Raw genomic sequence first — 25654 nt, 5'->3', positions numbered from 1 at the left:
GGGAAAAACCCAATCGTCAATCGGACAGTTTGCCCTCATTAGTGTTCAGCGCGTCAGCAAGGCGCATTTGGGCAGATCCCGGGCGCAGCGGTTTGGGCTGGCTGTCGTCAGGTGACCAACCGGTCAGGCAAATCATTTCGAAGGTCGCAGGCAAGCGGCCTGTGCCGGTGCTGAAATGCCTGGCATAAATCTCTTGCGCACGTGCGAATACCTGCCTGCGCGTAGGTGATTTAAGCCGGTCCGCCAGCACGTTCGTTTCCCCCATCGCGCGCAGATCATGCATCAGATGGGTCAGATCGTGATACTCGGCCGTCAGAGGCACCGCATCCGCAACAGGCAAAGCTAATCCAGCACGCTGAAGCAGTGCGCCCAGGTCCCTAAGCTCTGCCATGGGGGCGATCCGGGGGCTAAGCCCACCTGTCACTTCAATCTCGGCCTGTCCAAGCGCCGCGCGTAGTTGATGCAGGGTTTCGCCGCCCAGACACACACTCAGCAACAAGCCATCGGGGCGCAAGGCGCGGTGGCATTGGATCAGTTGCCCAACCGGATCATTGGCCCAATGCAAAGCCATCGCATGCACGACAAGATCATGCGCGCCTTGGCTCAGGGCAAGCGTGTCGTCATCTGTGACGATCTGGGCACCCGGCAATACATCCTGCCAGATATGCGCAAACGGCGTCACAATCGCAGGCGCCGTAAATGTTCTGTTAACCATGCTCAGCCGATCCTGTACTTCGTCCACGGCGGCGCGATGCAGGAACAGGGCACTATCCTGAACCCGTGCGCGGCGGCGCAACAGGGTTGGACGGTCAAAAATCGAGGGCGCATTGGACGCAGGCAGTTTCATACCCCGCAGGTATCGCATTTGGCGGCGCGTGCAAACCGCGTTGCAACTGATCTACCCGCCCAGATGCCTGAGCTGCGGCGCCCTGACCGACTCGGATTTTGGTCTTTGCGGAGAGTGCTGGCGCGACACACCATTTATTGGTGGGACGGTTTGCGACAGTTGCGGTGTGCCTGTACCGGGTGAGGACGATGATCATCGGATCGAATGCGATGATTGCCTGAAAACACCGCGCCCCTGGCAAGATGGTCGGGCCGCCTTGATGTATGAGGGGCGGGCTAAGTCCCTGATCCTGGCGCTCAAGCACGGGGACAGGCCTGAACTCGCGCGACCCGCCGCGCTCTGGATGGCGCTGGCCGGGCGCGAGTTGATCCGGCCCGGCATGCTTATCGCTCCGGTCCCGCTGCACTGGTCCCGCTTGATGAAGAGGCGTTACAATCAATCCGCGCTTCTGGCCCAGCATTTGGCCGCTGAAACCGGGTCAAAAGTCTGCCCCGACCTGTTGGTGCGGCGCAAGCGCACTCCGGTGCTGGACGGCAAAACCGCTGCGCAACGGGCTGAGATTCTGGCAGATGTGATCGCTCCGCATCCCAAGCGACGGCAACGGATCTCGGGGCGCGACATCCTGCTGGTCGATGATGTGATGACATCCGGTGCGACGCTGGCGGCGTGTACGCAGGCGTGCCGCGACGCCGGGGCAAATCATATTTCCGTGTTGGTGCTGGCACGCGTTGCCAAGGATGCCTATTTCGCCCAAGATTGAGTGAAACCCGAAGGGACGGAAACATGAAACCGGTTGAAATTTATACATCGCCGCTTTGTGGCTTTTGCCATGCTGCAAAGCGTCTGCTGAAGCAAAAAGGCGTTGAATTCAAAGAAATCGACGTGCTGCTGCACCCCAAGCGCAAGCCCGAAATGATTCAGCGCGCGGGCGGTAAGCGCACTGTGCCCCAGATTTTCATCGGCCCTGACCACGTGGGCGGCTGCGATGACCTGTATGAGCTGGACCGTCAGGGCAAGCTGGATCGTCTTTTGGCGGCCTGATGAAAACCGCTCTGCTGCAAATCACCTCATCGGACGACCCGGCCGCGAATCTGGAGATGGTTCGCAACATGATGGCCGAGGCCGCCGCTGAGGGCGCGCAGTTCATCCTGACCCCCGAGGTCACGAATTGCGTTTCTAACAGCACCACGCGGCAGCGCGAGGTGTTGCAGCATGAGGAAGACGATATCACGCTGGCCGGTCTACGGGCGCAGGCGGCCGAGTTGGGCGTTTGGCTGCTGATCGGGTCGCTGGGGATCAAGACCCACGACCCGGATGGCCGTTTTGCGAACCGCAGCTTCATGATCAACCCGCAGGGTCAGATCGTTGCGTGGTATGACAAGATCCACATGTTCGATGTGCAGGTCACCGAAACCGAGACGTTCCGCGAATCGAAAAACTACCGCCCGGGCGAACAAGCGGTGGTTGCCGAGACTGATTTCGGCAAGATCGGCCTGACCATCTGCTACGACATTCGATTTCCCCATCTGCATGCCGCCCTTGCGCAGGCTGGAGCTCGTATTCTGACGGTTCCAGCGGCGTTTTCTCCTGTCACCGGGGCTGCACATTGGGAATCGCTGTTGCGGGCGCGGGCGATTGAAACCGGCTGTTGGGTACTTGCCCCGGCGCAAACGGGTGCACATCCCACCACGCGGGGAAAGACCCGTCATACCCATGGCCACAGCATGGTCGTGGCCCCGTGGGGAGAGGTCGTCATCGACGCAGGCACCAATCCGGGCATTCACTTTTTCGATTTGGATGATAGTTCTGTGACAGAGGCGCGCCGGCGTGTACCTTCGCTGACGCACCGCCGCCCTTTCGACGGACCCTGATCCAGACCGGACCATGACAGACGAGACAAATGCCCTTGCGGTCACGCTGTTCAGCGAGATCCTGACCGCAGATCAGTTATTGCGCAACCGGCTCAGCCGTGTGCTGCCCAAGGGCATGGAAATCTCGCATTTCTCGGTGTTGAACCATCTGGTGTTTGTCGGGGATGAGCGTAGCCCGGCACAGCTGGCCAATACCTTCCACGTGACCCGAGGGGCAATGACCAACACTTTGGCCAAGTTGGAATGGGCCGGATACATCCACATCCGCCCTGACTGGGACGATGCACGGCGCAAGATGGTGGCCATCAGCCCCGCCGGCCGCCGCGCGCGCGATCAGGCGATCGCGTCGATCGCCCCGTTGATCAACCGTGTGGTCGGAGAGCTGGGGTTGGAGCGTGTCCGCAGCACACTGCCGGTGCTACGAGATTTGCGGTTGCAGTTGGAGGGGGAGTAGGGGGCCGGGGCACCTTACGTTATTTGGCTTGGAGAACATTGCGATTTTCGCCGCTAAATATGCCTTTGAACTCCAGCCTGTAGTTCTGTCAGTTTCCCAAGATCGCTGCATCTAAGAACAGCCTCTTATCGCTATTCTGCGCATCTGGAAAATCGTCCGAATAAACTCCGGCTGCAACTGCCGCCGCAAGCAGAAGACAGGATTCTATTTCCTTCAAATCCTCGGTTTCGCCACCATAAACCAGAAATACGAGATACTCACCTTCTTCTTCCTTGGTCTCAGAGTACATTCTCAGGACGTTGCACTCCTCGTCCAAGAATTTGTGCGGTGCCAATAGTTCTAACGTTGCCTCCGGCAGCTCCACTCCACTTGGATTCACAAACCTACCATTAGAAACTATCTCAGGATGGATAAAGGTGGACAGAAGACTTGCCGTTTTTGTGTCATCTTTTTCCGAATTCGAAGCCAAGTATCGAGTTAGAATCTCCACGGCCATCTTGGCGACTCTCGGATCATCTATATGACCAGCTAGGGGAACCCCTTCATACTTATGTGCTACCAAACCTTTCGTTTTTTCGGGTACTTGTGCCCAAGCCGACGTAGAATTGAATAAGGAAAAAACAGAAACTGCTACACCAAACAGTATTGATCGTAGCAGTGCATAGTTTGCAAATCGAAACATAAAAAACCTTTCCTCAAATACTCAAACCTTATTCCCTGAAAGCCGGTCTTTCGCCTTTGGTAGTCACCGCATTGCATTGATAAGCAAGCGCAGGATGGGTTTCTAAACCATCATCAAATCCGGGAAACCACAGGTAAGATGGGTTGAAAACCCATCCTACCTCGGCTTCACACTCGCCGTCACATAATTCACGCTTAGATCCCGGTCCGAGATCGACCAGCTCCAGAGGATTGGATTGAACACGAACCCCTTGCGGTCCACCGGTTCCAGTCCGGCCTGGCGCAGCAGGTCGAACAGCTCGTCAGGAGTGATGAACTTGTTCCATTCGTGCGTGCCGCGTGGCAGCCAGCGCATGACGACCTCGGCCCCGAAGATGGCCATCGCATAGGATTTTGGGTTGCGGTTAATGGTGGAGCACACCTGAAGCCCGCCGGGTTTCAGCAGTTGCTGCGTGGCGGTTAGGTAGGATTGTGGGTCGGCCACGTGTTCGACGACTTCCATGTTCAGCACAACGTCGAACTGTTCGCCTGCGGCGGCCATGTCCTCGGCGGTGGTGTGGCGATAGTCGATCTCCAGCCCCGATTGCTCGGCGTGTATGCGGGCGACGGGCAGGTTGCGCTCGGCGGCATCTGCGCCCACGACCGTCGCACCAAGGCGAGCCATCGGTTCGCTTAGCAAACCTCCGCCGCAGCCGATATCCAGCAGGCGCAGGCCTTCGAACGGTTTCGCAGCCTTCAGATCACGGTCAAATTCCCCGGCGATCTGCTGTGTGATATAGTCCAGACGACAGGGGTTCAGCATATGCAATGGCTTGAATTTTCCGTTCGGATCCCACCATTCCGCCGCCATCGCCTCGAATTTTGCGATCTCGGATGGGTCTACCGTGTTCGGATGCGCTTGCATTCCTGTCTCCGTATGCTCTTTTACGTCTTGAGGACTATATAGGGCCATAATGGACAAGTACCCGGACCAAAAGCGCGCAGTGCAATATTTGTACCCGCCGATCGACCCGTTCGATCAGCGGTTGGTCAGCGTGGGCGATGGGCACCAGATTTATATGGAACAATGCGGTAATCCCGACGGCTTACCCGTGGTGGTTCTGCATGGCGGCCCGGGTGGTGGCTGCAGCCCTGCGATGCGGCGCTATTTTGATCCCCGCGTGTTCCGGGTGATTCTGTTTGATCAGCGCGGATGCGGGAAATCGCGGCCCCATGCCTCGGTCGAGAACAATACGACCTGGCATCTGGTTGAAGATATTGAACGCCTGCGGTCGCTGCTGGATATCGAGGAATGGACGGTGTTTGGTGGCAGCTGGGGCGCGACCTTGGCGCTGATCTATGCGCAGGCCCATCCGGATCGGGTGAGCCGTTTGGTGTTGCGTGGTGTGTTTCTGGCGACCCAATCCGAGCTGGATTGGTTCTATGGCGGCGGTGCAGGCAAGTTCTGGCCCGAACCTTGGGCCAAGTTCACCTCTCTGCTGGCCGAAGATGAGCTTTCGGATACGATCAAAGCCTATAACAAGCGCCTGTTCTCGGGCGATCGGGCAACCGAAATCCTGTATGCAAAGGCATGGTCGGCTTGGGAGAACGCTTTGGCTTCGATCCATTCCAACGGTGTGGTAGGCGAAAGCCCCGGCGAATATGCACGTGCCTTCGCGCGGCTCGAAAATCACTATTTCACCAACAACGCTTTTTTGGAAAAGGACGGGCAGATTCTGGATCAGATGGACCGGATCGCGCACATCCCCGGCCATATCGTTCAGGGGCGATACGATATGATCTGTCCGCCGCAAGCGGCGTGGGACCTGTCGGAACGCTGGCCGAATGCTGAGTTGAAGATGGTACGACAGGCCGGACATGCCTTGTCCGAGCCCGGTATCAGCGCCGAGCTTGTGCGCATCATGGACCGTGTGGCGGAGGGCTGGGCATGACCCGGATGGACCGTCGTGCTTTGTTCGCTTCGGGTGCTGCGGCTGCATTGCTCGCGGCTACGGGTGCGTCTTTGGCGGATACACCCAAAGCGGGCGGGACCCTGCGTTTGGCCGTGCCGCGCGATGACAGCCTGGAACAGGTCGCCCGTGGTGCTGTATTCGATACCCTGACCGAGATCGCGCCCGACGGGTCGCTACGGCCCGAGCTGGCGACCGCTTGGAAAACCGATGCGGATGCCTGTGTCTGGACGTTCAGCCTGCGCGAGGAGGTTCAATTCCACGATGGGTCTGACCTGGATATATCGGATGTTGTACCGGTGTTGGCCGAGTTTGGGCGGGCAGAGGCTTTGTCTGCATCTGCAATGCGCGTTGAGCTTGCTACGCCCAATACGGGGTTGCCGTTCCAGTTGGCAGACACAAGGTTTGTTATCGCGCGGAACGGTTCGGGTGTGACGCCATTGAAACTGGCCAATGGCACTGGCTGCTACCGGGTTGAAAGAGCCGAGGATGATCGGAATTTTCTGGGGCGGAAAGTGGCTGATCACTACAAGGGCAATACCGCTGGGTGGGCCGATAAGATCGAGGTTATTGTGATCCCTGACGCACAGGTCCGGGCCGAGGCGTTGCGCGATGGATATGTTGATATAGCAGCCCTGCCAGCGGGCGATCAGCTGCGCGACAAACGCGGCCTGCGATTTTTCCCGAATGACAAGGATTTGTCGTTGGCTATTGCGTCGCATGTCGGGATGCCCAGGCAGATCGGCAAAGCTTCGCTGGATGATGGGCGCATCGCCGAACGGTGGTGGCTGGTGTAAATTCGATCACGATTTTCGCCGGGGGTTGCAGACTCGGAAACTCCTGCGTATATGCAGTTGCAACAGCGGCGCGTTGGACTTCTGGTTCAAGGCTCCACCGGAAAATTCGACGGGCCGCGCGCCCGTTTTTTTGTGCCCGTTCGAAGGGTAGAGAACCTGATGACAAACGACCTGATAGCCAAAGCAGCCATCGATAGGCGACTGGCCGAGATCATCACCCCGGTGATCGAGGATCTGGGGTATGAGCTGGTACGCATCCGCCTGATGAGCGGCAAGACCACTACGATGCAGATCATGGCGGACAAGCCCAATGGCGGTATCGAGGTAGATGATTGCGCCGAGATTTCCAATGCGGTCAGCGCCACACTGGATGTCGAGGACCCGATTTTGGACGCCTATACGCTGGAAGTGTCCAGCCCGGGCATCGACCGCCCTCTGACCCGTCTCAAGGATTTCGAGACGTTCGAGGGGTACGAGGCCAAGATCGAGACCACCGAACTGATTGACGGTCGCCGCCGGTTCAAGGGCGAATTGGCCGGGATCGAAGGGGATGAGGTTCTGATCAACATCCCCGAAGGATCTGAGACCATCACCATCGGTCTGCAATTCGACTGGCTGAGCGATGCCAAGCTGGTCCTGACCGATGACCTGATTAAGGAAATGCTGCGCCAGCGCAAAGACGCCGGTGCCCTGAACGAAAACGCTTTCGACGAGATTGAGACCGAAGGGTCCGAAGAGGAGACGAACTGATGGCAATCACCTCAGCCAACCAGCTGGAGCTGCTGCAGACCGCCGAGGCCGTGGCCCGCGAAAAGATGATCGACCCCGGTCTGGTTGTAGAAGCGATGGAGGAATCGCTCGCCCGTGCCGCCAAAAGCCGCTACGGCGCGGAAATGGACATCCGCGTGTCCATCGACCGCAAGACCGGCAAGGCGACCTTTACCCGCGTCCGCACCGTGGTCGAGGACGAAGAGCTTGAGAACTATCAGGCCGAGTTCACCGTCGAACAGGCCAAGCAATACATGGAAAACCCTGAGGTCGGTGACGTCTTTGTCGAAGAAGTGCCGCCGGTGGAAATGGGCCGGATCGCAGCGCAATCCGCCAAGCAGGTGATTCTGCAAAAGGTCCGCGAAGCCGAGCGGGATCGTCAGTATGAAGAATTCAAGGATCGCGCGGGCACAATCATCAACGGTGCGGTCAAGCGTGAAGAGTTTGGCAATGTCATCGTCGATCTGGGCGGTGCCGAGGCTGTTCTACGCCGCAATGACAAGATCGGTCGTGAAAGCTATCGCCCGAATGACCGCGTGCGTGCTTACATCAAAGAGGTCCGCCGCGAGGTTCGTGGCCACCAAATCTTCCTGTCGCGCACCGCGCCGGAATTTATGGCCGAGCTGTTCAAGATGGAAGTGCCGGAAATCTATGATGGCATCATCGAGGTCAAGGCCGTGGCCCGTGACCCGGGCTCTCGCGCCAAGATCGCTGTGATTTCCTATGATGGCTCGATTGACCCTGTGGGCGCCTGCGTTGGTATGCGCGGCAGCCGCGTGCAGGCCGTTGTAAACGAACTGCAGGGCGAAAAGATCGACATTATCCCGTGGAACGAAGACCAGCCGACCTTCCTGGTGAACGCGCTGCAGCCTGCTGAGGTCTCCAAGGTGGTTCTGGACGAAGAAGCCGGCAAGATCGAAGTCGTTGTTCCGGAAGAGCAGTTGAGCCTTGCCATTGGTCGTCGTGGTCAGAACGTGCGTCTGGCCAGCCAGCTGACCAATCTGGACATCGACATCATGACCGAGGCCGAAGAATCGGCGCGTCGTCAGAAGGAATTCGAAGCTCGCACCCAGCTGTTCATGGAAACACTGGATCTGGACGAATTCTTCGCACAGCTGCTGGTGTCGGAAGGGTTTACCAACCTTGAAGAGGTTGCATATGTCGAGATCGAAGAACTGCTGGTCATCGACGGTGTTGACGAAGGCACCGCGCAGGAATTGCAGACCCGTGCGCGGGAATTCCTGGAGGCTCAGGCCAAGGCGGCGCTGGATGCGGCCCGAGCGCTGGGCGTTGAGGACAGCCTTATTGAATTCGAAGGCCTGACACCCCAGATGGTAGAGGCGCTGGCCAAGGACGATGTGAAGACGCTGGAAGACTTCGCAACCTGCGCTGACTGGGAACTGGCCGGTGGCTGGACCACGGTCGATGGCGAACGCATCAAGGATGACGGTGTTCTGGAGCCCTTCGGCGTCACGCTGGAAGAGGCGCAGGATTTGGTGATGACGGCGCGCATTATGCTGGGCTGGGTTGACCCGGCTGAGCTGGAGCAAGCCGAAGAAGACGGCGACGTTGTAGAAGAGGAGGCCGAGGCCTGATCTCAGGGCCTCGGGTGGCGCACATGGGTCGCGGTGGCGTCCATAAAGACCGGTCCGATGGGCCAGAGCGGAAGTGCATCGCCACGGGCGAGGTACAGCCCAAATACGGGCTGATCCGCTTTGTCGCCGGACCGGATGGGCAGGTCTATCCGGATGTCGCGGCAAAATTGCCGGGGCGCGGGGTCTATGTGGCGGCAGATCGCGCCGCTTTGGACAAGGCCGTGGGCAAGAAGCTGTTCGCACGTGGGTTCAAGGCGCAGGTAAATGTGCCTAAAGACCTGATCGACGAAGTGGAAAAGCAGGTCGCTCGTCGGGTGATCGAGCTGTTGAGCCTGGCGCGCAAGTCTGGTGATGCGGTTGCGGGCTACGAAAAGGTCAAGACCTGGCTGGACCGGGAAGAAGCACAGGTGCTGATTCAGGCCGCAGATGGATCGGGGCGTGGCAAGTCGAAACTCAGTACGCCACACTTTGGAAAGTACATCGGTTGGTTGACGGCAGATGAATTAGGACAGGCATTTGGGCGCCAAACGGTGATTCATGCGGCCTTGGCCTCTGGCGGTCTTGCCAAACGTGTTGTAGAGGAAGCGCAGCGCCTGCGTGGCTTGCGCGAAACGGATGACGGCGGCAGGGGCCGCGCGGAAGGGTAAGAAGCTTTATGAGCGATAATGACGGCAAAAAGACATTGGGTCTTCGTGGCGGGGCGCGCCCCGGAAATGTGAAACAGAGTTTCAGCCACGGACGTACCAAGAATGTCGTGGTGGAAACCAAGCGCAAACGCGTGGTGGTCCCCAAGCCGGGTGCCAGCAAGCCGAGCGGTGGAGCAACGCCCTCGGGTGATCCGTCGCGTCGTCCTGCTGGAATTTCCGATGCGGAAATGGCGCGCCGTATGAAGGCATTGCAGGCTGCCAAGGCCCGCGAAACCGAAGAAGCGGCACAGCGCGAAGCGCAGGAAAAAGCACGTGAAGAGGAACGTGCCCGTCGCCGTGCCGAGCAAGAGGCCAAGGAACGCGAGCAGCGCGAAGCTGAAGAACGCGCTCGCGCCAAGGCCGAAGAGGAAGAACGTCAGCGCAAAGAGGCTGAAGAAGCCGCCAAGCGCGCAGCTGCGGCTCCGGCTCCTGAAGCGTCAAAAGCCGCACGTAGCTCGGCCAGCAAACCTGCGCCAGCGGCGACGCCACGCAAGCAGGATCGCGAGCGTGAGCAGCGCGGCAACCGCGGCAAGGGGCGTGATGACAACCGCCGTTCGGGCAAGCTGACTCTTGGTCAAGCGACCGGTGGCGAAGGCAACCGCCAGCGTTCGATGGCAGCCATGAAGCGCAAGCAAGAGCGCGCGCGTCAGAAAGCAATGGGCGGTACGGTCGAGCGGGAAAAGGTCATTCGTGACGTTCAGCTACCTGAGGCCATCATGGTTTCGGAATTGGCCAACCGCATGGCTGAGCGCGTGGCCGATGTGGTTAAGTCACTGATGCAGATGGGCATGATGGTCACGCAGAACCAGACCATCGACGCTGATACTGCAGAACTGATCATCGAAGAGTTTGGCCACAAGGTGACTCGCGTCTCTGATTCGGATGTCGAAGACGTCATCAAAGAGGCCGAAGACAGCGAAGACGATCTGCAGCCACGTCCGCCAGTCATCACCATCATGGGTCACGTCGACCACGGTAAAACCTCTCTACTGGATGCAATCCGCGACGCGCGCGTTGTGGCGGGCGAAGCCGGTGGCATCACCCAGCATATCGGCGCCTATCAGGTGAAAACCGAAGGTGGCACCACACTGTCATTCCTGGATACGCCGGGCCACGCGGCCTTTACTTCGATGAGGTCCCGCGGCGCTCAGGTCACGGATATCGTGGTTTTGGTTGTTGCTGCGGATGACGCGGTGATGCCGCAGACGATCGAGGCGATCAACCACGCAAAAGCGGCGGGTGTCCCGATGATCGTTGCGATCAACAAGGTCGACAAGCCAGATGCGAATCCGGACAAGGTGCGCACCGATCTGCTGCAGCACGAAGTGATCGTCGAAAAGATGTCGGGTGAGGTTCAGGATGTCGAAGTCTCGGCCATCACCGGTCAGGGTCTGGACGAACTGCTGGAAGCCATCGCGCTGCAATCCGAGATTTTGGAGCTGAAAGCCAATCCCGACCGCGCAGCCCAGGGTGCCGTGATCGAAGCGCAGTTGGATGTGGGCCGTGGACCCGTCGCTACCGTTCTGGTTCAGAACGGCACTCTGCGTCAGGGTGATATCTTCGTCGTGGGTGAGCAATACGGTAAAGTCCGTGCGCTGATCAACGACAAGGGCGAACGCGTCAAAGAGGCTGGCCCCTCGGTTCCGGTCGAGGTTCTGGGTCTGAACGGCACGCCCGAAGCGGGTGACGTTCTGAACGTTACCGAGACCGAAGCGCAGGCGCGCGAAATCGCTGCCTACCGTGAACAGGCCGCAAAGGACAAGCGCGCCGCTGCCGGTGCTGCAACCACCCTTGAGCAGCTGATGCAGAAAGCCAAGGAAGACGAAAACGTCACAGAGTTGCCAATTCTGATGAAAGCGGACGTGCAGGGTTCTGCCGAAGCCATCGTTCAGGCGATGGAGAAAATCGGCAACGACGAAGTCCGCGTGCGCGTGCTGCATTCGGGCGTTGGTGCGATCACCGAAACGGATGTCGGCCTGGCCGAAGCGTCCGGTGCGCCGATCCTGGGCTTTAACGTGCGTGCAAACGCCTCGGCGCGGAACACTGCGAACCAGAAGGGCGTGGAAATCCGCTATTACTCGGTGATCTACGACCTCGTGGATGACGTGAAAGCGGCTGCATCCGGCCTGCTGAGCGCCGAAATCCGCGAGAAGTTCATCGGCTATGCGGAAATCCGCGAAGTCTTCAAGGTCACCGGTGTTGGCAAGGTTGCCGGCTGTCTGGTCACCGAAGGCGTCGCCCGCCGGTCCGCAGGCGTCCGCCTGCTGCGCGACAATGTGGTGATCCACGAAGGCACGCTGAAGACGCTGAAACGCTTCAAGGACGAAGTGGCCGAGGTTCAGTCGGGTCAGGAATGCGGCATGGCGTTCGAAAACTACGACGACATACGCGCAGGCGACGTGATCGAAATCTTCGAGCGCGAAGAGGTTACGCGGACACTGGATTGATTTGGTTCAGGATAGAGATTGAAAGCAGCGGTCCAATCGGGCCGCTGTTTTTTTGCGCAGCGAACTTTCGGTGCACTGTATTAGATATTCTGTTTCCGGTTGGTATCACTCACCATACAACCTTGGTCCTGCCGCCAAGTCGATTTGATCCAATGGCGGATGTGCGGGACAAACCCGCCTTTTGCCGCGGCCTCACCAATGGCTGCTCTTAGCTCTCCCGATATTCGACGAAGCTGTCGCCGTTCAAAATGAGTTTCCTTCCTGGCAAAGAGTCAAAAAACTCAATTAATCTGGCGCGTGCTTCTATATCTCGGCCCTTGAAATGGCGCGATCTCATTTTTGTTTTGTACCCTTTCTGGTCACCGTAATCCTCCATGATTTCCTCGTGAAACGGCCCTAGATCATCATAAACCCACCAGCCCGCCCAAAGGTCCTGCGTGCCTTTGGCAGCAGCTTCGGTACGACTCTTCAACGTTTCGATGTCCAGATCGGTATATATCGTGTACTCAATTGCCATCACAGCCTCCCAATGGTTCCGTTACGGCGAACGATAATCACATCGCCAAGCCCTTCAATGGGCCAGTTCTCAAACTGCTGTCTAAGGGCGTCTTCATCTACATTGCTATCATAAAGGCCGATGACGATGTTTGCAGTCTGGCCCTCATCAATTTTGTCTTTGACTTCTGACCAGATGTTTCGCGCGCGGTCCGTCGACGGCGCGTAGTGATCGTAAATCTCTCCGTTGATCAAATAATCAGGGTTTTTTGGCCCGTCGACCGCCGGGTTATGAATGATGTCAAAGCCATTTTGCCCCAAAATCTGGGCAGACTCATTTTCTCGCTGATGCCCGCGTTGTGTCGCCTCATCTGAATTGGGATTGATTGGTGTCGGATCACCTGGCCTGACCGCAACAATGTTCGGCCCTGTTTCCGCAGGGATCGGAGTAGAGATGATGTTGTCGGCCGGATCATCAGGGATCGGCGATCCGGTGTGATTAGGCAAACCAAGCTCTTCAATCGGGTACGTTTCAAGCCATTGTTCGATCCGTTCCGGAGTGAAGCCTGGCAGTTGCCCTAAGCGGCGTTCATCTTCCGTCAGTTCGGGGAACACCTCGACCCAGCCTTGTGCTAATTCGCCTTCCTGAAGCCTTAATTCACCTTGCGCAAATGCTTCGCCAGCGGCTTCAATAAAATCCTGTAAATCGAGCTGCTTAGCTGGGTCGCCGCCAATGCCTGTTTCCAGAATGGTGCCGGGATTCATCAACTCGTAAATCGCTGTGGCCTCTGCGCCGATACGCGCAAATTCGGGGTTCTTGGGTAAGACTCGATAACCGCCGCTACTGATTCCTTCTTGCACGAGGGCATATGCGGTTGCAGCCAGGCGGCCTTCGACAGTTGACACATCGACCCCGAGTTGCGCCCCTGCCGCATCTACACGCCGATCACGCATAGCTTCTGTCCAGTCTTGCAAGGCATCAGATGCAAGAAGCGCAGCGCCAACGCCAGTCAGAGCGCGCAAGCCGCGTATCGCATCAGTTGGGTCGAGAGCAGGGACACCATTTGCAGCGGGTGCAAAATCAGCAAGCACCACATTGCTCTGTACTCCCGGCAAAACAGGTTCGGCATAGCACCGACAATTATGTGCCTCGCCCGGATGGCCGCCTTCTGGGGGATTGTCCCATCGGAAAACACGGTCATCATATGCAGCGTGGTTATCACGTACCTTGGCATCATCTTGCGAGCGCCAGATATATTGCTCAATCCCGAGGTTTTCCTGCCGGAGCTGGTTGATTAGTCCTGCAAATGCCCGCACGAGACGTTCTTCCATTGCTGTTCGCAATGGCCGAAATCGTTGCGGATGATTTTGGTATTCGTTGAAAATACTCTCTAGACGTGCATCCCACGCGCTAAGTGCTTCTGCCTTTGCGTCTGACACGTCCCTCAGATCGGATGCGGACACAGTTGGTACTGTGTCAGGCGATGTGAGGGCGTTCAGAAGCGTCCGAGTGTTTTCGGAAATCACCTGGTCGAGACGTTCGTTCAAATCGGCTCGTAAAGCAGAGTAGTTTGGGAAACTCGATTTGAGCGATAGCCCCCCGCAGCGACCAACGATGCGGCCGTCGCGCCGAGCGAGCACATATTGGCCGTCGCCGCCATGTCTGAGGAAATCGCTGAAACTGTGTTGCATGGAGCCTCCGAGCAGGTGCGGTACAGGTTCTATTCACCAATGGTGAAGAAAACCTAAGATCACCGTTCGCAACGCTCTTGAGGAAAGCGAATCTCCACGCTCGCGTCATTAAACAGACATTCATGCGGTCCGCAGCATCCGTCGTTTCAGGCTCCAAGCAGACATTCGAAGCTCTGCCCAAAAAGTATGGTTGGTGACGGTTGTATCGGTCTAAGATGCGGAGAAAAATCTGACCGAAGTCCAATACTCTGCCTACCGTGACACTGCCAAAAACGTCCCCGAATGCATGATGATGTCGAAATGCTGCATCCCCTTTTTCAGGTCGAAACTGACGGCATGCCCGGCTTTGCGTAGCAGTTCCGCGTATTCCCGGCTTTGGCGGATGAACTCGGGCGTGTCCCTTTCGGCCACGGTCACGTGGTAGCGCGGGCCGGGGCGGGGGAGGTGGCGGATGGGCGACAGGTCGTTCACCTCGACCGGGGTTAGTTGCAGCGGGTCGTTCACCGGGGTCAGGCTGATCGGTTCCAGATCATAAACCCCGCTTATCAGGATCACATCACGCACCCGTAACCCGGCGCGGGCCAGATCGTTGGCTGAACGTGCCATGACCATACTGGCCAGGTGCGCGCCTGCGCTGTGCCCTGATAAGGTGATCCGCGAGGGATCAAATCCAAGCGTTTCGGCCTGCGAGGCCAGCCACAACAACGCGTTGCTGCATTCTTCGACCATATCTCCGATGCGGGCGCCGGGGGCGAGCGTGTAGTTCAGCGTTGCAAAAGACTGTTCGGCTTCGATCAAGGCCGGGGCCATCATTGCCGACTCGCGCTGGCTGAGCGCCTGCCAGTATCCGCCATGAATGAACACATGCAGCGGCGCGCCAGCGCCTTTCGCCGGAAAGAAATCCAGAACCTGAGTTGGGCTTCCGCCATAGGCGAGGTTCTCTTGCACCGTCATTTGGGCCCGGTGTTGTGCACTCAGGGCGGCATAGCTGTTCAGATAGGGTGTGAGGTCGCCGCCGACCATAGAACTGGGGGAATACTCTTGCTCCAGCTCGGACTGGGTAAATCCGCGATACAGCATCACCTACTCCTGATCTGTGTACATTAACTCGGTACGTACATCGTAGAGATCATGGAAGAACCGCAAATCCAAGGCCTTGCGCAAGAAAGAAACGCCGCTGGACCCTCCGGTGCCGGGTTGGTTGCCGATCACCCGTTCAACCGCTGTGACATGATCGAAGCGCCAGCGCTGGAACAGGGATTCCACATCCATTAGCTTTTCTGCCAGCGCATACAGCTGCCAATACCGGTCGGTATCACTGTATACCTTCGCCCAGATTTTCACGATGCGTGCGTCCCCTGAATAGGGTTGTGCATAATCGCGGTCCAACAGGTCTTGCGGAACGTCGAAGCCCTGGCGCGCAAGCATATGCAACACCTCATCATACAGCGACGGTTTTGTCAGCGCCGCGTTTAGCTGATTCATTACCTCGGGATCATGTTCATGAACCTTCAGGGTCGAAGCATCCTTGTTACCCAGAATGAATTCGATCTGGCGATACCCGTAGCTTTGAAAGCCGGACGAACTGCCAAGGGCCTGACGGAATGTCATGTAATCGGCAGGTGTCATGGTCAGCAGGGTTTCCCATGCTGTGATCAACTGCCGTTGAATGGCTTTGATCCGGTCGATGTTCTTCATCGCCGGGCCGAACTCATCCTGCTGTAGGAAGCGTCGCACTTCGACCAGTTGGTGATGCATCAGCTTCAGCCACAACTCGCTGACCTGATGGATGATGATGAACAGCATTTCGTCGGGCTGGGCCGGGTCCTGAAACGTACGTTGCAGGTTCAGCAGGGTCTTGAGCTGCAGAAAGTCGCCATAGCTTTTGCGATGGGTTTCGGCGAAATCGGTGACCAGAGAGTCCTCAATCCCGCGCTCAAGATACCGGTCTTCATTGGCTTTGTCGCTCATGCTGCCTTCCGCACCTGTGCTGTTTGCTACGTGTGTAGAGGCTGCGTTTGCAACTTTCCAGTGGTTCAAGTCCAGTCCAGAACAACCTTGCCGGATTGGCCCGATTTCATGGCTGCAAAGCCTTTGTCAAAGTCGTCCACGCCATAGCGATGGGTGATCACACGGCTGACATCCAAACCGTTCTGCAACATGGCAATCATTTTGTACCAGGTCTCAAACATCTCGCGCCCATAGACACCATTGATGGTAATGGCTTTGAATACGATCCGGGACCAATCGACCGGGGATTTGCCCGGGGGGATACCCAGCAGGGCAATCTTTCCGCCCATCACTAAGGCCTCTACCATCTGGTCTAATGCGGCCTGAGACCCGGACATTTCCAGACCGACGTCAAAACCCTGTTGCATGCCGAGCTCGGTGATGACGTCGTTCAGGCCCTCGGCGGATACATCGACAGGGCGCACGGTTGGCACCACATGTTCGGCCAGCTTTAGACGGTCGGCATTGATATCGGTGATCACCACGTTTCGGGCACCCGCATGGCGCGCGACGGCGGCGGCCATGATCCCGATGGGGCCAGCGCCGGTGATCAGAACATCCTCGCCCAGCAGATCGAAACTCAGCGCAGTGTGAACGGCATTGCCCAGCGGGTCGAGGATGGCGCCGATTTCATCTGGCACCTCATCAGGTAAGGGGACGACATTGAAGGCGGGCAGTTTCAGGTACCGGGCAAATGCGCCCTGCTCGTTAACCCCGATCCCGCGGGTACCAGGATCGAGGTGGAATTTGCCTGCACGGCTTTGGCGGCTGTCGGGGGTGATCAGATGGCCTTCGCCCGAGCAGCGCTGGCCGATCTCCAGACCGGTTACATTGCGACCGATCTCGACGATCTCACCGGCAAATTCATGCCCGGTGATCATCGGTACCGGCACCGTGGCGGCGGCCCAGTCATCCCAGTTCCAGATATGGATATCGGTGCCGCAGATGCCGGTCTTGTTGACGCGGATCAGAACCTCGTCTGGGTTTATCTCGGGCACTGGGGCCTGCACCATCCACAACCCTTCCTCGGGCTTAGACTTCTCCAGCGCTTTCATCGTGTTGGGGCGCATCAGATCACTCCCAGGTCCTTGCCGACCTTGCCAAAGGCAGCCAAGGCGCGATCCAGCTCCTCGCGCGTCAGGGCCGCATTCATCTGCGTCCTGATCCGCGCCTGCCCGCGCGGGACGACGGGGAAGAAAAAGCCCGAGACATAGACCCCTTCGTCAAACAGTTTGGCCGCCATGTCCTGTGCCAGCTGTGCCTCACCCAGCATCACCGGGATGATCGGGTGTTCGCCGGGCAGCAGGTCGAAGCCTAACTTTTCCAGCCCCGCGCGCCAGTATTTGGCGTTGCCAAACAGCTGGGCGCGCAGCATATCGCCTTCTTCAACCAGCCGGATCGCCTCAAGCCCGGCGGCGACGATGGAGGGCGGCAGCGAGTTTGAGAACAGATAGGGCCGCGCCCGCTGCCGCAGCAGGTCGATCACTGGTTGCGGCCCAGCGATATAGCCGCCGATTGCCCCCCCAAGTGCCTTACCCAAAGTTCCCGTCAGAATATCCACATCGACGCCGAAGTAATCTGGCGTACCAGCCCCGTTAGGCCCCATGAAACCGGTGGCGTGGCAGTCATCGACCATGACAATCGCATCGTATTTGTCGGCCAGTTCGCGGATTTTTAGTAGGTTGGCCAGATACCCATCCATCGAGAAAACGCCATCGGTGGCGATCATGATATGTCGCGCGCCGTCCTCGCGTGCCTGTTTCAGCCAGGCTTCGAGGTCGTTCATGTCGTTGTTCATGTAGCGATAGCGTTTGGCCTTGCACAACCGCACCCCGTCGATGATCGAGGCGTGGTTCAGGCTGTCAGAGATAATCGCGTCTTCAGGCTCTAACAAAGGCTCAAATAGCCCACCATTGGCATCGAAACAGGCAGCGAACAGGATCGCGTCGTCCTTGTTCAAGAACTTGGCCAGCTTCTGTTCCAACTCCCGATGAATGTCCTGGGTGCCGCAGATGAACCGAACGGAGGCCATGCCAAAGCCTTTGGGCTCCATCGCATTGGTTGCTGCTTTGATCAGTGCGGGATGATCCGCCAGACCAAGGTAGTTATTGGCGCACAGGTTGATGACTTGACGGTCGCCCACCGTGATCTCACCGCCCTGAGGCGAGGTGATCATGCGTTCACGTTTATACAAGCCCTCGGATTCGATTTGCGCGAGTGTGTCCGTGATGTGAGAGAAGAATGCATCTGCCATGGCGACCTCCGATCAACTGAGTCGCATATCTAGCATAACGGATACGTTTCCCAAATAGGGGAAATACAATATTCGGGAAAAATATCCGTGAAGACGGATTTAGCGGGTTAGGCGTTCTTGACGATCAAGAAGACGCGCGCTGCGTCAATCGCAGAAATGCAATGCGCAATATCGGCGGCATACCGCGCGGTATCGCCTTGGCGCAGTTCGGAAACCGCGGCGCCAGAGGTGATACGGACAGCACCTTCAAGCACGGTCAGCTGTTCCCGTGCCCCCCGCGCATGCGGCGGGCTGTTCAGCGTTCCACCGGCTTCGAACTGGATGTCATAGACCTCATGCCCTCCGGCCTCCTCCGGAGGAGAGAGGATGCGGATGCGGCATTTCTCGCCCATATTGTCGATGCTGGGCACTTCGGCCTGACGCAAAACTTCGATCTGGTCGGTGTTGTTGGCATCGTCCAGAAGGCCTGCGAAATCGACTTGCAAGGCGCGGGTCAGATTCCACAGGGTCGAGATGGTGGGACTGCTCTCACCGCGTTCGATCTGGCTGACCATGGACCGCGAGACGCCGCTGAGATTGGCCACGGCCTCCAGCGACAGACCTTTGGCGCGGCGCGCCTCTTTCAGGCGGGCGGGCAGGCGGGTCAGGATATCGTCTGTGTTTTCCGTCATGACGGAATCCATGCGTGTTGCGCGAGCGGATGTCAATTCTGACCGTGACGGGACGTCTTGCGCGACAGGTTCATTCAGCGGGTGCATAGTAAGTGCAAATTCAGGAGGATTGTCCCATGACCGATATCGTAATTCTCGACGGTGCGCGCACCGCAATTGGCACCTTTGGTGGTGCATTGGCCTCCACCGCGCCGATTGATCTGGCCACGGTGGCGACCGAAGCAGCGCTTGAGCGTTCGGGTGTTGAAGGTGCTCAGATCGGGACAGTTGTCTTTGGTCATGTGATCAATACCGAGCCGCGCGATATGTACCTGTCGCGGGTTGCAGCAATGCAGGCTGGGATCCCAAACGGGACACCTGCAATGAATGTGAACCGTCTGTGTGGTTCTGGTGCGCAGGCCATTGTGTCAGCGGTGCAGGCGCTGATGCTGGGCGATGCAGATTTTGCGGTAGCAGGCGGTGCCGAAAGCATGTCGCGCAGCCCCTATATCGTGCCTCAAGCGCGGTGGGGAGCGAAAATGGGTGACGTTTCTTCGCTGGACATGATGCTGGGCGCGCTGAACTGCCCGTTCGGCACCGGCCATATGGGAGTTACGGCTGAAAACGTAGCGGATGAGCATCAGATCAGCCGTGAACAGATGGATGCGTTTGCCCTGACCAGCCAGACCCGCGCGGCGGCTGCGATTGAGGCGGGATATTTCGAAAGCCAGATCGCCCCGGTTCAAGTCAAGGTTAAGCGGGATATGGTTGACTTTGTGGTGGACGAACACCCGAAGGCGACCACCGCCGAAGCGCTGGCTGGTCTGCGCCCGGTATTCAAGAAAGAGGGGCGCGTGACGGCGGGCAATGCCTCGGGCATCAATGACGGCGCGGCGGCGATGGTTTTGGCGACTGCGGATGCGGCGGAGAAGGCCGGGTTGAAGCCCAAGGCGCGGGTGTTGGGATATGCTCATGCGGGCGTCCGGCCCGAGGTCATGGGGATTGGCCCGGTTCCAGCGGTTCAGAACCTGTTGAAGAAGACCGGATTGTCAGCGGAAGACTTTGATGTGATCGAAAGCAACGAGGCCTTCGCTTCGCAGGCTTTGGCGGTCAATCAGGAACTTGGGCTCGACGCTGCGAAGGTGAACCCAAACGGTGGCGCGATCGCGCTGGGGCATCCGGTAGGTGCGACGGGTGCAATTATCACTTTGAAGACGCTGTACGAGCTGGAGCGCACGGGGGGGTCGAAAGGATTGATTACCATGTGCATCGGGGGCGGCCAGGGCATCGCCCTTGCCATTGAGCGGCTTTGATCTGAGATCGGGTTGGGGGGCTGTCTGCCCCCCCATCGCGCCATGGCGCGATTCCCCCCCGAGGATATTTTTGGCCAGATGAAGCAAGTGGGCTGAACCTAGCCAAGCGCCATGATCAGAAGAACACTGACGGCCCCGAGGACGGCGCCGAACAGGGTAGTGAGGATGCCGCGCAGAAGGCCTGAGTCTTTGGGCTCTTCTTTTTGGGTTTGTGCGATGAGTGCGTTTTCCACCAGTGCAGGCAGGCGTGGGCCGAATCTGGCCAGAACCAGAGCGGTTTTCCCAAAATCCCGCAGCGCGGCGCGTGGGCCGATTGAGCGTTTGATATAGTCCTCGACCACGGGGCGGGCGACTTCCCAGATATTCATATGTGGATCGAGTGAACGGGCGACGCCTTCGACGACAACCATAGTGCGCTGCAGCAGGATCAGCTCGGTCCGGGTTTCCATGCCGAAGCGTTCGGTGACTTCAAATAAGTAGCTTAGCAGCCGACCCATCGAAATATGCGTAGCGTCCATGCCGAAAATTGGTTCGCCGACTGCGCGCAAGGCGCGGGCGAATTCGTCGACATCCCGGTCGGCGGGGACATATCCGGCTTCAAAATGAACCTCGGCGACCCGCTTGTAATCGCGGCGGATGAAGCCAAACAGGATCTCGGCATAAACCCGGCGGGTGTATTCGTCGATATGGCCCATGATACCGTAGTCATAGGCGATGATATCGCTGTTGGCAGCGACCTTCAGGTTGCCTTGATGCATATCGGCGTGGAAGTAGCCGTCGCGCAGCGCGTGCAACAAGAACAGTCGCAGCACCCGTTCCGCCAGATCACGGCGGTTGTGGCCTGCGGCGTCCAGCGCGTTATTGTCGCCAAGTGGTATGCCATCCGCCCAGCTGAGCGTCATCACACGGCGGGCGGATAGGGACCACACCACCGGCGGTAGCCAGAACCCGGCATCATCTTTTGTGTTGGCGGCGTATTCTGAAGCGGCGGCGCTTTCGAGGCGCAGGTCTAGCTCACCGCGCACGACGCCGTCGAAATGTTCGATCACCTCCATCGGGCGCAGACGACGTGCGCCCGGGGCAAAGAGTTGAACGATACGGGCAGCGAAATAGAACGCATCCACATCCTTGCGGAAGGCGCGTTCGATGCCGGGGCGCAGGACTTTGACCGCCACATCTTCACCTGAGGTGACCAGCTTGGCCTTGTGAACCTGCGCAATGGATGCAGCGGCAATGGGGTCGCTGAATTCGCTGAAGATGTCACTGACGGGTTGCCCGAGTTCCTTTTCCACCTCAGCTATGGCCTCAGATTTGGAGAAGGGGGGGAGCTTGTCCTGCAAGACGCGCAATTGCTCGGCCAGTTCATCGCCGACCACGTCGGGGCGGGTCGAGAGCACCTGCCCGAACTTGATATAGGCCGGGCCAAGTGCGGTCAGGGCGCGCGTCGCAGGGGGCATATCCGGATCGCCCTTGTAGCCAAGCCATTGAAAGGGCTTGCCAAGAGCGTGGGCCACGAAGCGCAACGATCTGGGGGCTTCAAACGCATCCAGCACCACGTTCATGGCGCCGGTGCGTTCCAGTGTGGCACCTGTTCGGATCAGGCGAATGATGTTGTGCGGGCCGCGCATTTAGATTTTCCAGCCGGAATGCAAGGCGGCGATCCCCATGCTCAGGTTACGATATTTGGCGTTTTCGAACCCAGCACTGCGGACCATGCCCAGGAATGTCTCCTGATCGGGGAAGTTGCGGATCGATTCCACGAGGTACTGATAGCTGTCGTAGTCATTGGCGATCAACTTGCCCATGCGGGGGATGACGTTGAAGCTGTAGAGGTCATAAAGCTTCTGCAGCCCGTCATTGGGCAATTGACTAAACTCCAGCACCATCAGGCGCCCGCCCGGTTTCAAAACGCGATACGCTTCGTTCAGGGCCTCTTGCGGGCGGGTGACGTTTCGGATGCCGAAGGAGATAGTGTAAACATCGAAAGTGTTGTCTTCGAACGGAAGCGACATCGCATCGCCCACCACCCAGTCCAGACTTTCAGACATCTGATCCGCCTCGGCCCGTTGGCGGCCTTCGATCAGCATCGATTCGGTCAGGTCCAGAACGGTGGCGTGGCCATGGCCGGCACGTTTAAGGAAGCGGAAGGAAATGTCTCCGGTGCCCCCGGCCACATCCAGCAAGCGCTGACCCGGACGGGGCGCGAGCCAATCCATCATCGCATCTTTCCAGATCCGGTGAATGCCCATCGACATGACATCATTCATCACATCGTATTTCGAGGCGACGGAACTGAACACGCCTTGCACACGCTCTGCCTTGTCTGTCTCGCGCACAGTTTCGAACCCGAAATGAGTGGTGTTGTCGTTGATGTCAGACATTTGCCTTGCCGTTTGTCGAATTTCGCTTCTGTTATAGGGCCATGAGAAGCGGGCACAATGCGGCCCTTTGGTATAGGAGCCATGTAATGCCCGAGTTGCCCGAGGTCGAGACTGTAAGGCGCGGCCTTACTCCGGCGATGGAAGGCGTTGTGATCGCGCGGGCGGATGTGAACCGCCCTGACCTGCGCTGGCCTTTTCCGGACCGCATGGCGGAGCGTCTGACCGGGCAAAGGGTTGAGCGGTTGCGGCGGCGGTCAAAGTATATACTGGCCGATCTCAGCAGTGGTGAGACCCTTCTGGTGCATCTGGGCATGTCGGGTCGGATGACGATGTCAGGCGATCCGTTGGGCCAGTTCTTGCACGAGCACCCCTCGGCGCAGAAACATGATCATGTTGTGTTCCATATGGCCAACGGTGCGCGCGTGACATTCAATGATCCGCGCCGCTTTGGGGCGATGGATCTGTTGCCAACGGCGACGGCCGACGATCACAAGCTGTTGTCTGTTCTGGGGCCGGAGCCCTTGGGCAATGATTTTCACGAACAGCACTTGATTGATGCGTTCAAGGGGAAGAATACGCCGGTGAAATCGGCGCTTCTGGATCAGGGAATCGTTGCCGGGCTTGGCAATATTTATGTCTGCGAGGCGCTTTATCGGGGTCGAGTCTCGCCACGTCGCAAAGCTGGGCAGATTTCTAAGCCACGAATTGCAGCTTTGGTGCCGATCATCCGGGAGGTGCTTCAGGATGCAATTGATGCTGGCGGGTCGTCGTTGCGGGATTTCCGCCAAGCTGATGGAGAGCTTGGATATTTTCAGCACAGCTTTGATGTTTACGGGCGTGAAGATGAACCCTGCCGCACCGAAGGATGCGGCGCATTGATCAAGAGAATCACCCAGTCCGGTCGCTCATCCTTCTATTGTGCGCAATGCCAAAGATAACTTGATCCAAGTTTTTCGCGTGATAAGGAATCGTACTTGAACGGAACAACCGGAAGCTAAACCTTATGGCTTTTGAGACGATCATCGTCGAAATCGAAGACCACGTCGGGCTGATCAAGCTGGATAGACCAGACGCGATGAACGCGCTAAACACTCAGTTGGTGAGTGAGCTCTGCGACGCGCTGGAAGAAGCAGATCAGAACGACAAAGTGCGCTGCATTGTGATCACCGGCTCGGACAAAGCATTTGCTGCAGGTGCGGACATCAAGGAGATGTCCGAGATGAGCTTTGTTGATGTGCTTAGCGCGGATCTTTTTGCTTCGGTCAACGAACGCGTTTCGGCCATTCGCAAGCCAATCATCGCAGCCGTGGCAGGTTATGCGCTGGGCGGTGGATGTGAACTGGCCATGATGTGCGATTTCATCATCGCAGCCGATACAGCCAAGTTCGGCCAGCCCGAGATCAATCTGGGTGTGATTGCTGGCATTGGTGGCACACAGCGCCTGACGCGGTTTGTCGGCAAATCCAAGGCCATGGACATGAACCTGACAGGTCGTTTCATGGACGCGGAAGAAGCCGAACGCTCGGGTCTTGTAAGCCGAGTTGTCCCAGCAAAAAAGCTGATGGAAGAAGCCATGGGTGCAGCGCAGAAGATCGCTGAGAAATCGCTGCTGACGGCCGCTGCGGCCAAAGAGGCGGTGAACCGCAGCTATGAACTGCCGCTGAGCGAAGGTCTGTTGTTCGAGCGTCGCGTATTCCATTCGATGTTTGCTACTGAAGATCAGAAAGAAGGCATGGCGGCGTTTCTGGAAAAACGTGCTGCGCAATTCCGCGATAAATGAGGTCGCAACAAAGACCCCGCGAAAGGCAGGCTTCAGCCCGCTTTTTGTTGGGCGCGCTGCGTAAGAATCGGCTTGGCAAACCCGTAAAACTTGGTTAGAGACCGCCGTCATACATGCGCGTGCGGCCCGCCTGGCCCGACTCACACTCGTGATTTCTGATTCGGTGCGGATATATCCGTGGCGCGCAACCCAAGATAACCGTACCGAACAAAGGTCAAGAAACACATGGCTAACTCGCCCCAGGCAAAGAAGCGCGCGCGTCAGAACGAAAAGCGTTTCGCTGTAAACAAAGCGCGTCGTTCGCGCATCCGCACCTATCTGCGCAAAGTCGAAGAAGCAATCGAATCCGGTGACAAGGACGCAGCCACCGCAGCCCTGCGCGCGGCGCAGCCCGAGCTGATGCGCGGCGTCACCAAGGGTGTCTTCCACAAGAATACTGCATCCCGTAAAATGTCGCGCCTGTCAGCGCGCGTCAAAGCACTGGGTTAAACCTGCTGCATGACCTTAGGTCATGTCAGAAAGGCTGAACCAAATTCAAAGGCGTCGCTAAGTGCGGCGCCTTTTTTCCTGTTGCCGGAATGCCGCGTCCTCACGAAACCGAGAGATTCTTTCGCTGAAAGAGCCGAGTCAATATCAGAGTTTCGTTGCCGTGCCCTATGCCGTCTTGCTACCACTGATTCAGCGATTCACTCGCTTGGGGGGACAGGCTGTTTCCGCGATCATACTGACGGGCATCAGGACGATTGCGGGGTTGGCGTCGATGACCGGCTTTGTCCGGGCTGCCGATTTGCCACGGACCTTGGGCTAACCAATGGTTCTGGCTCTGTCTAGAAAATGTGTGCGCGACTTTCGACCCGGTTCGCCGGAAGGCTGTTTTTTGCCAGTCTTCTGAACCAGAGCGTGGCCGCCTGAAGGTGATCAACTCGCCGAACTATCGCGTTCGGCGCACCTAATCCCTATGCGCGGTGAATCCCTAAACCGGGA

The 25654-nt window shown here is 57.9% G+C and carries 26 protein-coding genes; 14 read left to right on the top strand and 12 right to left on the bottom strand.

Translation table 11 applies throughout. The annotated features are described in order from the left end of the window. Nucleotides 1-16: 16 nt before the first annotated feature. The gene (locus ACR0JX_RS18195; protein WP_480545184.1) at nucleotides 17-847 is read right to left on the bottom strand and encodes a class I SAM-dependent methyltransferase; all 831 of its coding nucleotides are present in this window, start codon (nucleotides 845-847) and stop codon (nucleotides 17-19) included. 40 nt (nucleotides 848-887) lie between these two features. Here ACR0JX_RS18195 and ACR0JX_RS18190 point away from each other — a divergent pair, with 40 nt between their 5' ends. From ACR0JX_RS18190 to ACR0JX_RS18175, 4 genes are read left to right on the top strand one after another with little or no spacing between them, the layout of a single operon-like run. Further along, nucleotides 888-1607, top strand: a complete 720-nt coding sequence (locus ACR0JX_RS18190; protein WP_480545183.1) for a double zinc ribbon domain-containing protein — start codon at nucleotides 888-890, stop codon at nucleotides 1605-1607. Nucleotides 1608-1630: 23 nt separating this feature from the next. Next, nucleotides 1631-1888 (top strand): glutaredoxin 3, encoded by a 258-nt coding sequence (grxC, locus tag ACR0JX_RS18185; RefSeq protein ID WP_480545182.1) that lies wholly within the window; start codon nucleotides 1631-1633, stop codon nucleotides 1886-1888. After that, nucleotides 1888-2718, top strand: a complete 831-nt coding sequence (locus tag ACR0JX_RS18180; protein WP_480545181.1) for a carbon-nitrogen hydrolase family protein — start codon at nucleotides 1888-1890, stop codon at nucleotides 2716-2718. Before grxC ends, ACR0JX_RS18180 begins: the two co-directional genes overlap by 1 nt. 13 nt (nucleotides 2719-2731) lie before the next feature. Beyond that, the gene (locus ACR0JX_RS18175) at nucleotides 2732-3172 is read left to right on the top strand and encodes a MarR family winged helix-turn-helix transcriptional regulator (RefSeq protein WP_170537132.1); all 441 of its coding nucleotides are present in this window, start codon (nucleotides 2732-2734) and stop codon (nucleotides 3170-3172) included. A gap of 88 nt (nucleotides 3173-3260) precedes the next feature. Here ACR0JX_RS18175 and ACR0JX_RS18170 read toward each other — a convergent pair whose 3' ends face one another. Together ACR0JX_RS18170 and ubiG are read right to left on the bottom strand one after the other, a co-directional pair. Then, nucleotides 3261-3854, bottom strand: coding sequence for a hypothetical protein (locus ACR0JX_RS18170; RefSeq protein WP_480545180.1), 594 nt, complete (start codon nucleotides 3852-3854; stop codon nucleotides 3261-3263). Nucleotides 3855-4010: 156 nt separating this feature from the next. After that, a complete protein-coding gene (ubiG, locus tag ACR0JX_RS18165; RefSeq protein WP_480545179.1) occupies nucleotides 4011-4757 on the bottom strand; it encodes a bifunctional 2-polyprenyl-6-hydroxyphenol methylase/3-demethylubiquinol 3-O-methyltransferase UbiG in 747 nt (248 codons plus the stop codon). Nucleotides 4758-4806: 49 nt separating this feature from the next. On the opposite strand from ubiG, the gene pip reads away from it, so the two are divergent. The 6 genes from pip (at nucleotide 4807) to infB (ending at nucleotide 12095) form a co-directional block, all read left to right on the top strand. Then, entirely contained in the window at nucleotides 4807-5784 is a 978-nt protein-coding gene (gene pip, locus ACR0JX_RS18160) for a prolyl aminopeptidase (RefSeq protein ID WP_480545178.1), read from the top strand. Beyond that, nucleotides 5781-6599, top strand: coding sequence for an ABC transporter substrate-binding protein (locus ACR0JX_RS18155; RefSeq protein WP_480545177.1), 819 nt, complete (start codon nucleotides 5781-5783; stop codon nucleotides 6597-6599). Before pip ends, ACR0JX_RS18155 begins: the two co-directional genes overlap by 4 nt. Nucleotides 6600-6758: 159 nt before the next feature. Then, nucleotides 6759-7349: a ribosome maturation factor RimP gene (gene rimP / locus ACR0JX_RS18150; RefSeq protein WP_480545176.1), complete on the top strand. Its 591-nt coding sequence runs from the start codon at nucleotides 6759-6761 to the stop codon at nucleotides 7347-7349. Then, nucleotides 7349-8962, top strand: coding sequence for a transcription termination factor NusA (nusA, locus tag ACR0JX_RS18145; RefSeq protein ID WP_170537121.1), 1614 nt, complete (start codon nucleotides 7349-7351; stop codon nucleotides 8960-8962). Before rimP ends, nusA begins: the two co-directional genes overlap by 1 nt. A gap of 23 nt (nucleotides 8963-8985) precedes the next feature. Next, nucleotides 8986-9609, top strand: a complete 624-nt coding sequence (locus ACR0JX_RS18140; RefSeq protein WP_480545175.1) for an RNA-binding protein — start codon at nucleotides 8986-8988, stop codon at nucleotides 9607-9609. A gap of 8 nt (nucleotides 9610-9617) precedes the next feature. Next, on the top strand, nucleotides 9618-12095 hold the full coding sequence (gene infB, locus ACR0JX_RS18135) for a translation initiation factor IF-2 (RefSeq protein WP_480545174.1): 2478 nt from the start codon (nucleotides 9618-9620) through the stop codon (nucleotides 12093-12095). A 208-nt stretch (nucleotides 12096-12303) separates the two neighbouring features. Here infB and ACR0JX_RS18130 read toward each other — a convergent pair whose 3' ends face one another. From ACR0JX_RS18130 to ACR0JX_RS18100, 7 genes are all read right to left on the bottom strand, one after another. Next, complete coding sequence (locus ACR0JX_RS18130) at nucleotides 12304-12612, bottom strand: hypothetical protein (RefSeq protein WP_480545173.1); 309 nt, start codon at nucleotides 12610-12612, stop codon at nucleotides 12304-12306. Beyond that, the gene (locus ACR0JX_RS18125; RefSeq protein WP_480545172.1) at nucleotides 12612-14282 is read right to left on the bottom strand and encodes a CdiA C-terminal domain-containing protein; all 1671 of its coding nucleotides are present in this window, start codon (nucleotides 14280-14282) and stop codon (nucleotides 12612-12614) included. Before ACR0JX_RS18125 ends, ACR0JX_RS18130 begins: the two co-directional genes overlap by 1 nt. Before the next feature lie 252 nt (nucleotides 14283-14534). After that, nucleotides 14535-15362 (bottom strand): alpha/beta hydrolase, encoded by an 828-nt coding sequence (locus ACR0JX_RS18120; RefSeq protein WP_480545171.1) that lies wholly within the window; start codon nucleotides 15360-15362, stop codon nucleotides 14535-14537. Nucleotides 15363-15365: 3 nt separating this feature from the next. Beyond that, on the bottom strand, nucleotides 15366-16253 hold the full coding sequence (locus ACR0JX_RS18115) for a tryptophan 2,3-dioxygenase (RefSeq protein WP_480545170.1): 888 nt from the start codon (nucleotides 16251-16253) through the stop codon (nucleotides 15366-15368). A gap of 65 nt (nucleotides 16254-16318) precedes the next feature. Next, nucleotides 16319-17347 (bottom strand): L-threonine 3-dehydrogenase, encoded by a 1029-nt coding sequence (gene tdh / locus ACR0JX_RS18110; protein WP_480545256.1) that lies wholly within the window; start codon nucleotides 17345-17347, stop codon nucleotides 16319-16321. A 14-nt stretch (nucleotides 17348-17361) separates the two neighbouring features. Continuing rightward, entirely contained in the window at nucleotides 17362-18546 is a 1185-nt protein-coding gene (locus ACR0JX_RS18105) for a glycine C-acetyltransferase (protein ID WP_480545169.1), read from the bottom strand. Nucleotides 18547-18653: 107 nt separating this feature from the next. Next, entirely contained in the window at nucleotides 18654-19217 is a 564-nt protein-coding gene (locus tag ACR0JX_RS18100; protein WP_480545168.1) for a helix-turn-helix domain-containing protein, read from the bottom strand. A 116-nt stretch (nucleotides 19218-19333) separates the two neighbouring features. Here ACR0JX_RS18100 and ACR0JX_RS18095 point away from each other — a divergent pair, with 116 nt between their 5' ends. Next, entirely contained in the window at nucleotides 19334-20509 is a 1176-nt protein-coding gene (locus ACR0JX_RS18095) for an acetyl-CoA C-acyltransferase family protein (RefSeq protein WP_480545167.1), read from the top strand. Between the two features lie 98 nt (nucleotides 20510-20607). Here ACR0JX_RS18095 and ubiB read toward each other — a convergent pair whose 3' ends face one another. Beyond that, nucleotides 20608-22137, bottom strand: a complete 1530-nt coding sequence (gene ubiB / locus ACR0JX_RS18090; RefSeq protein ID WP_480545166.1) for a 2-polyprenylphenol 6-hydroxylase — start codon at nucleotides 22135-22137, stop codon at nucleotides 20608-20610. Continuing rightward, entirely contained in the window at nucleotides 22138-22890 is a 753-nt protein-coding gene (ubiE, locus tag ACR0JX_RS18085) for a bifunctional demethylmenaquinone methyltransferase/2-methoxy-6-polyprenyl-1,4-benzoquinol methylase UbiE (protein ID WP_480545165.1), read from the bottom strand. A gap of 86 nt (nucleotides 22891-22976) precedes the next feature. Between ubiE and mutM the strand changes: the two genes are divergently transcribed. From mutM to rpsT, 3 genes are all read left to right on the top strand, one after another. Then, entirely contained in the window at nucleotides 22977-23828 is an 852-nt protein-coding gene (gene mutM, locus ACR0JX_RS18080; RefSeq protein ID WP_480545164.1) for a bifunctional DNA-formamidopyrimidine glycosylase/DNA-(apurinic or apyrimidinic site) lyase, read from the top strand. A gap of 65 nt (nucleotides 23829-23893) precedes the next feature. Beyond that, nucleotides 23894-24670 carry an enoyl-CoA hydratase gene (locus ACR0JX_RS18075; RefSeq protein ID WP_480545163.1) on the top strand — a complete coding sequence of 259 codons (777 nt, stop codon included), beginning with the start codon at nucleotides 23894-23896 and terminating at the stop codon, nucleotides 24668-24670. A gap of 225 nt (nucleotides 24671-24895) precedes the next feature. Further along, a complete protein-coding gene (gene rpsT / locus ACR0JX_RS18070) occupies nucleotides 24896-25159 on the top strand; it encodes a 30S ribosomal protein S20 (RefSeq protein WP_170463044.1) in 264 nt (87 codons plus the stop codon). The last annotated feature ends 495 nt before the right edge of the window (nucleotides 25160-25654 follow it).

The organism is Ruegeria sp. AH7 (assembly GCF_056541325.1).
Note: the sequence above shows the minus strand (reverse complement) of the source record. Positions and strands in the feature narration are given on the sequence as shown.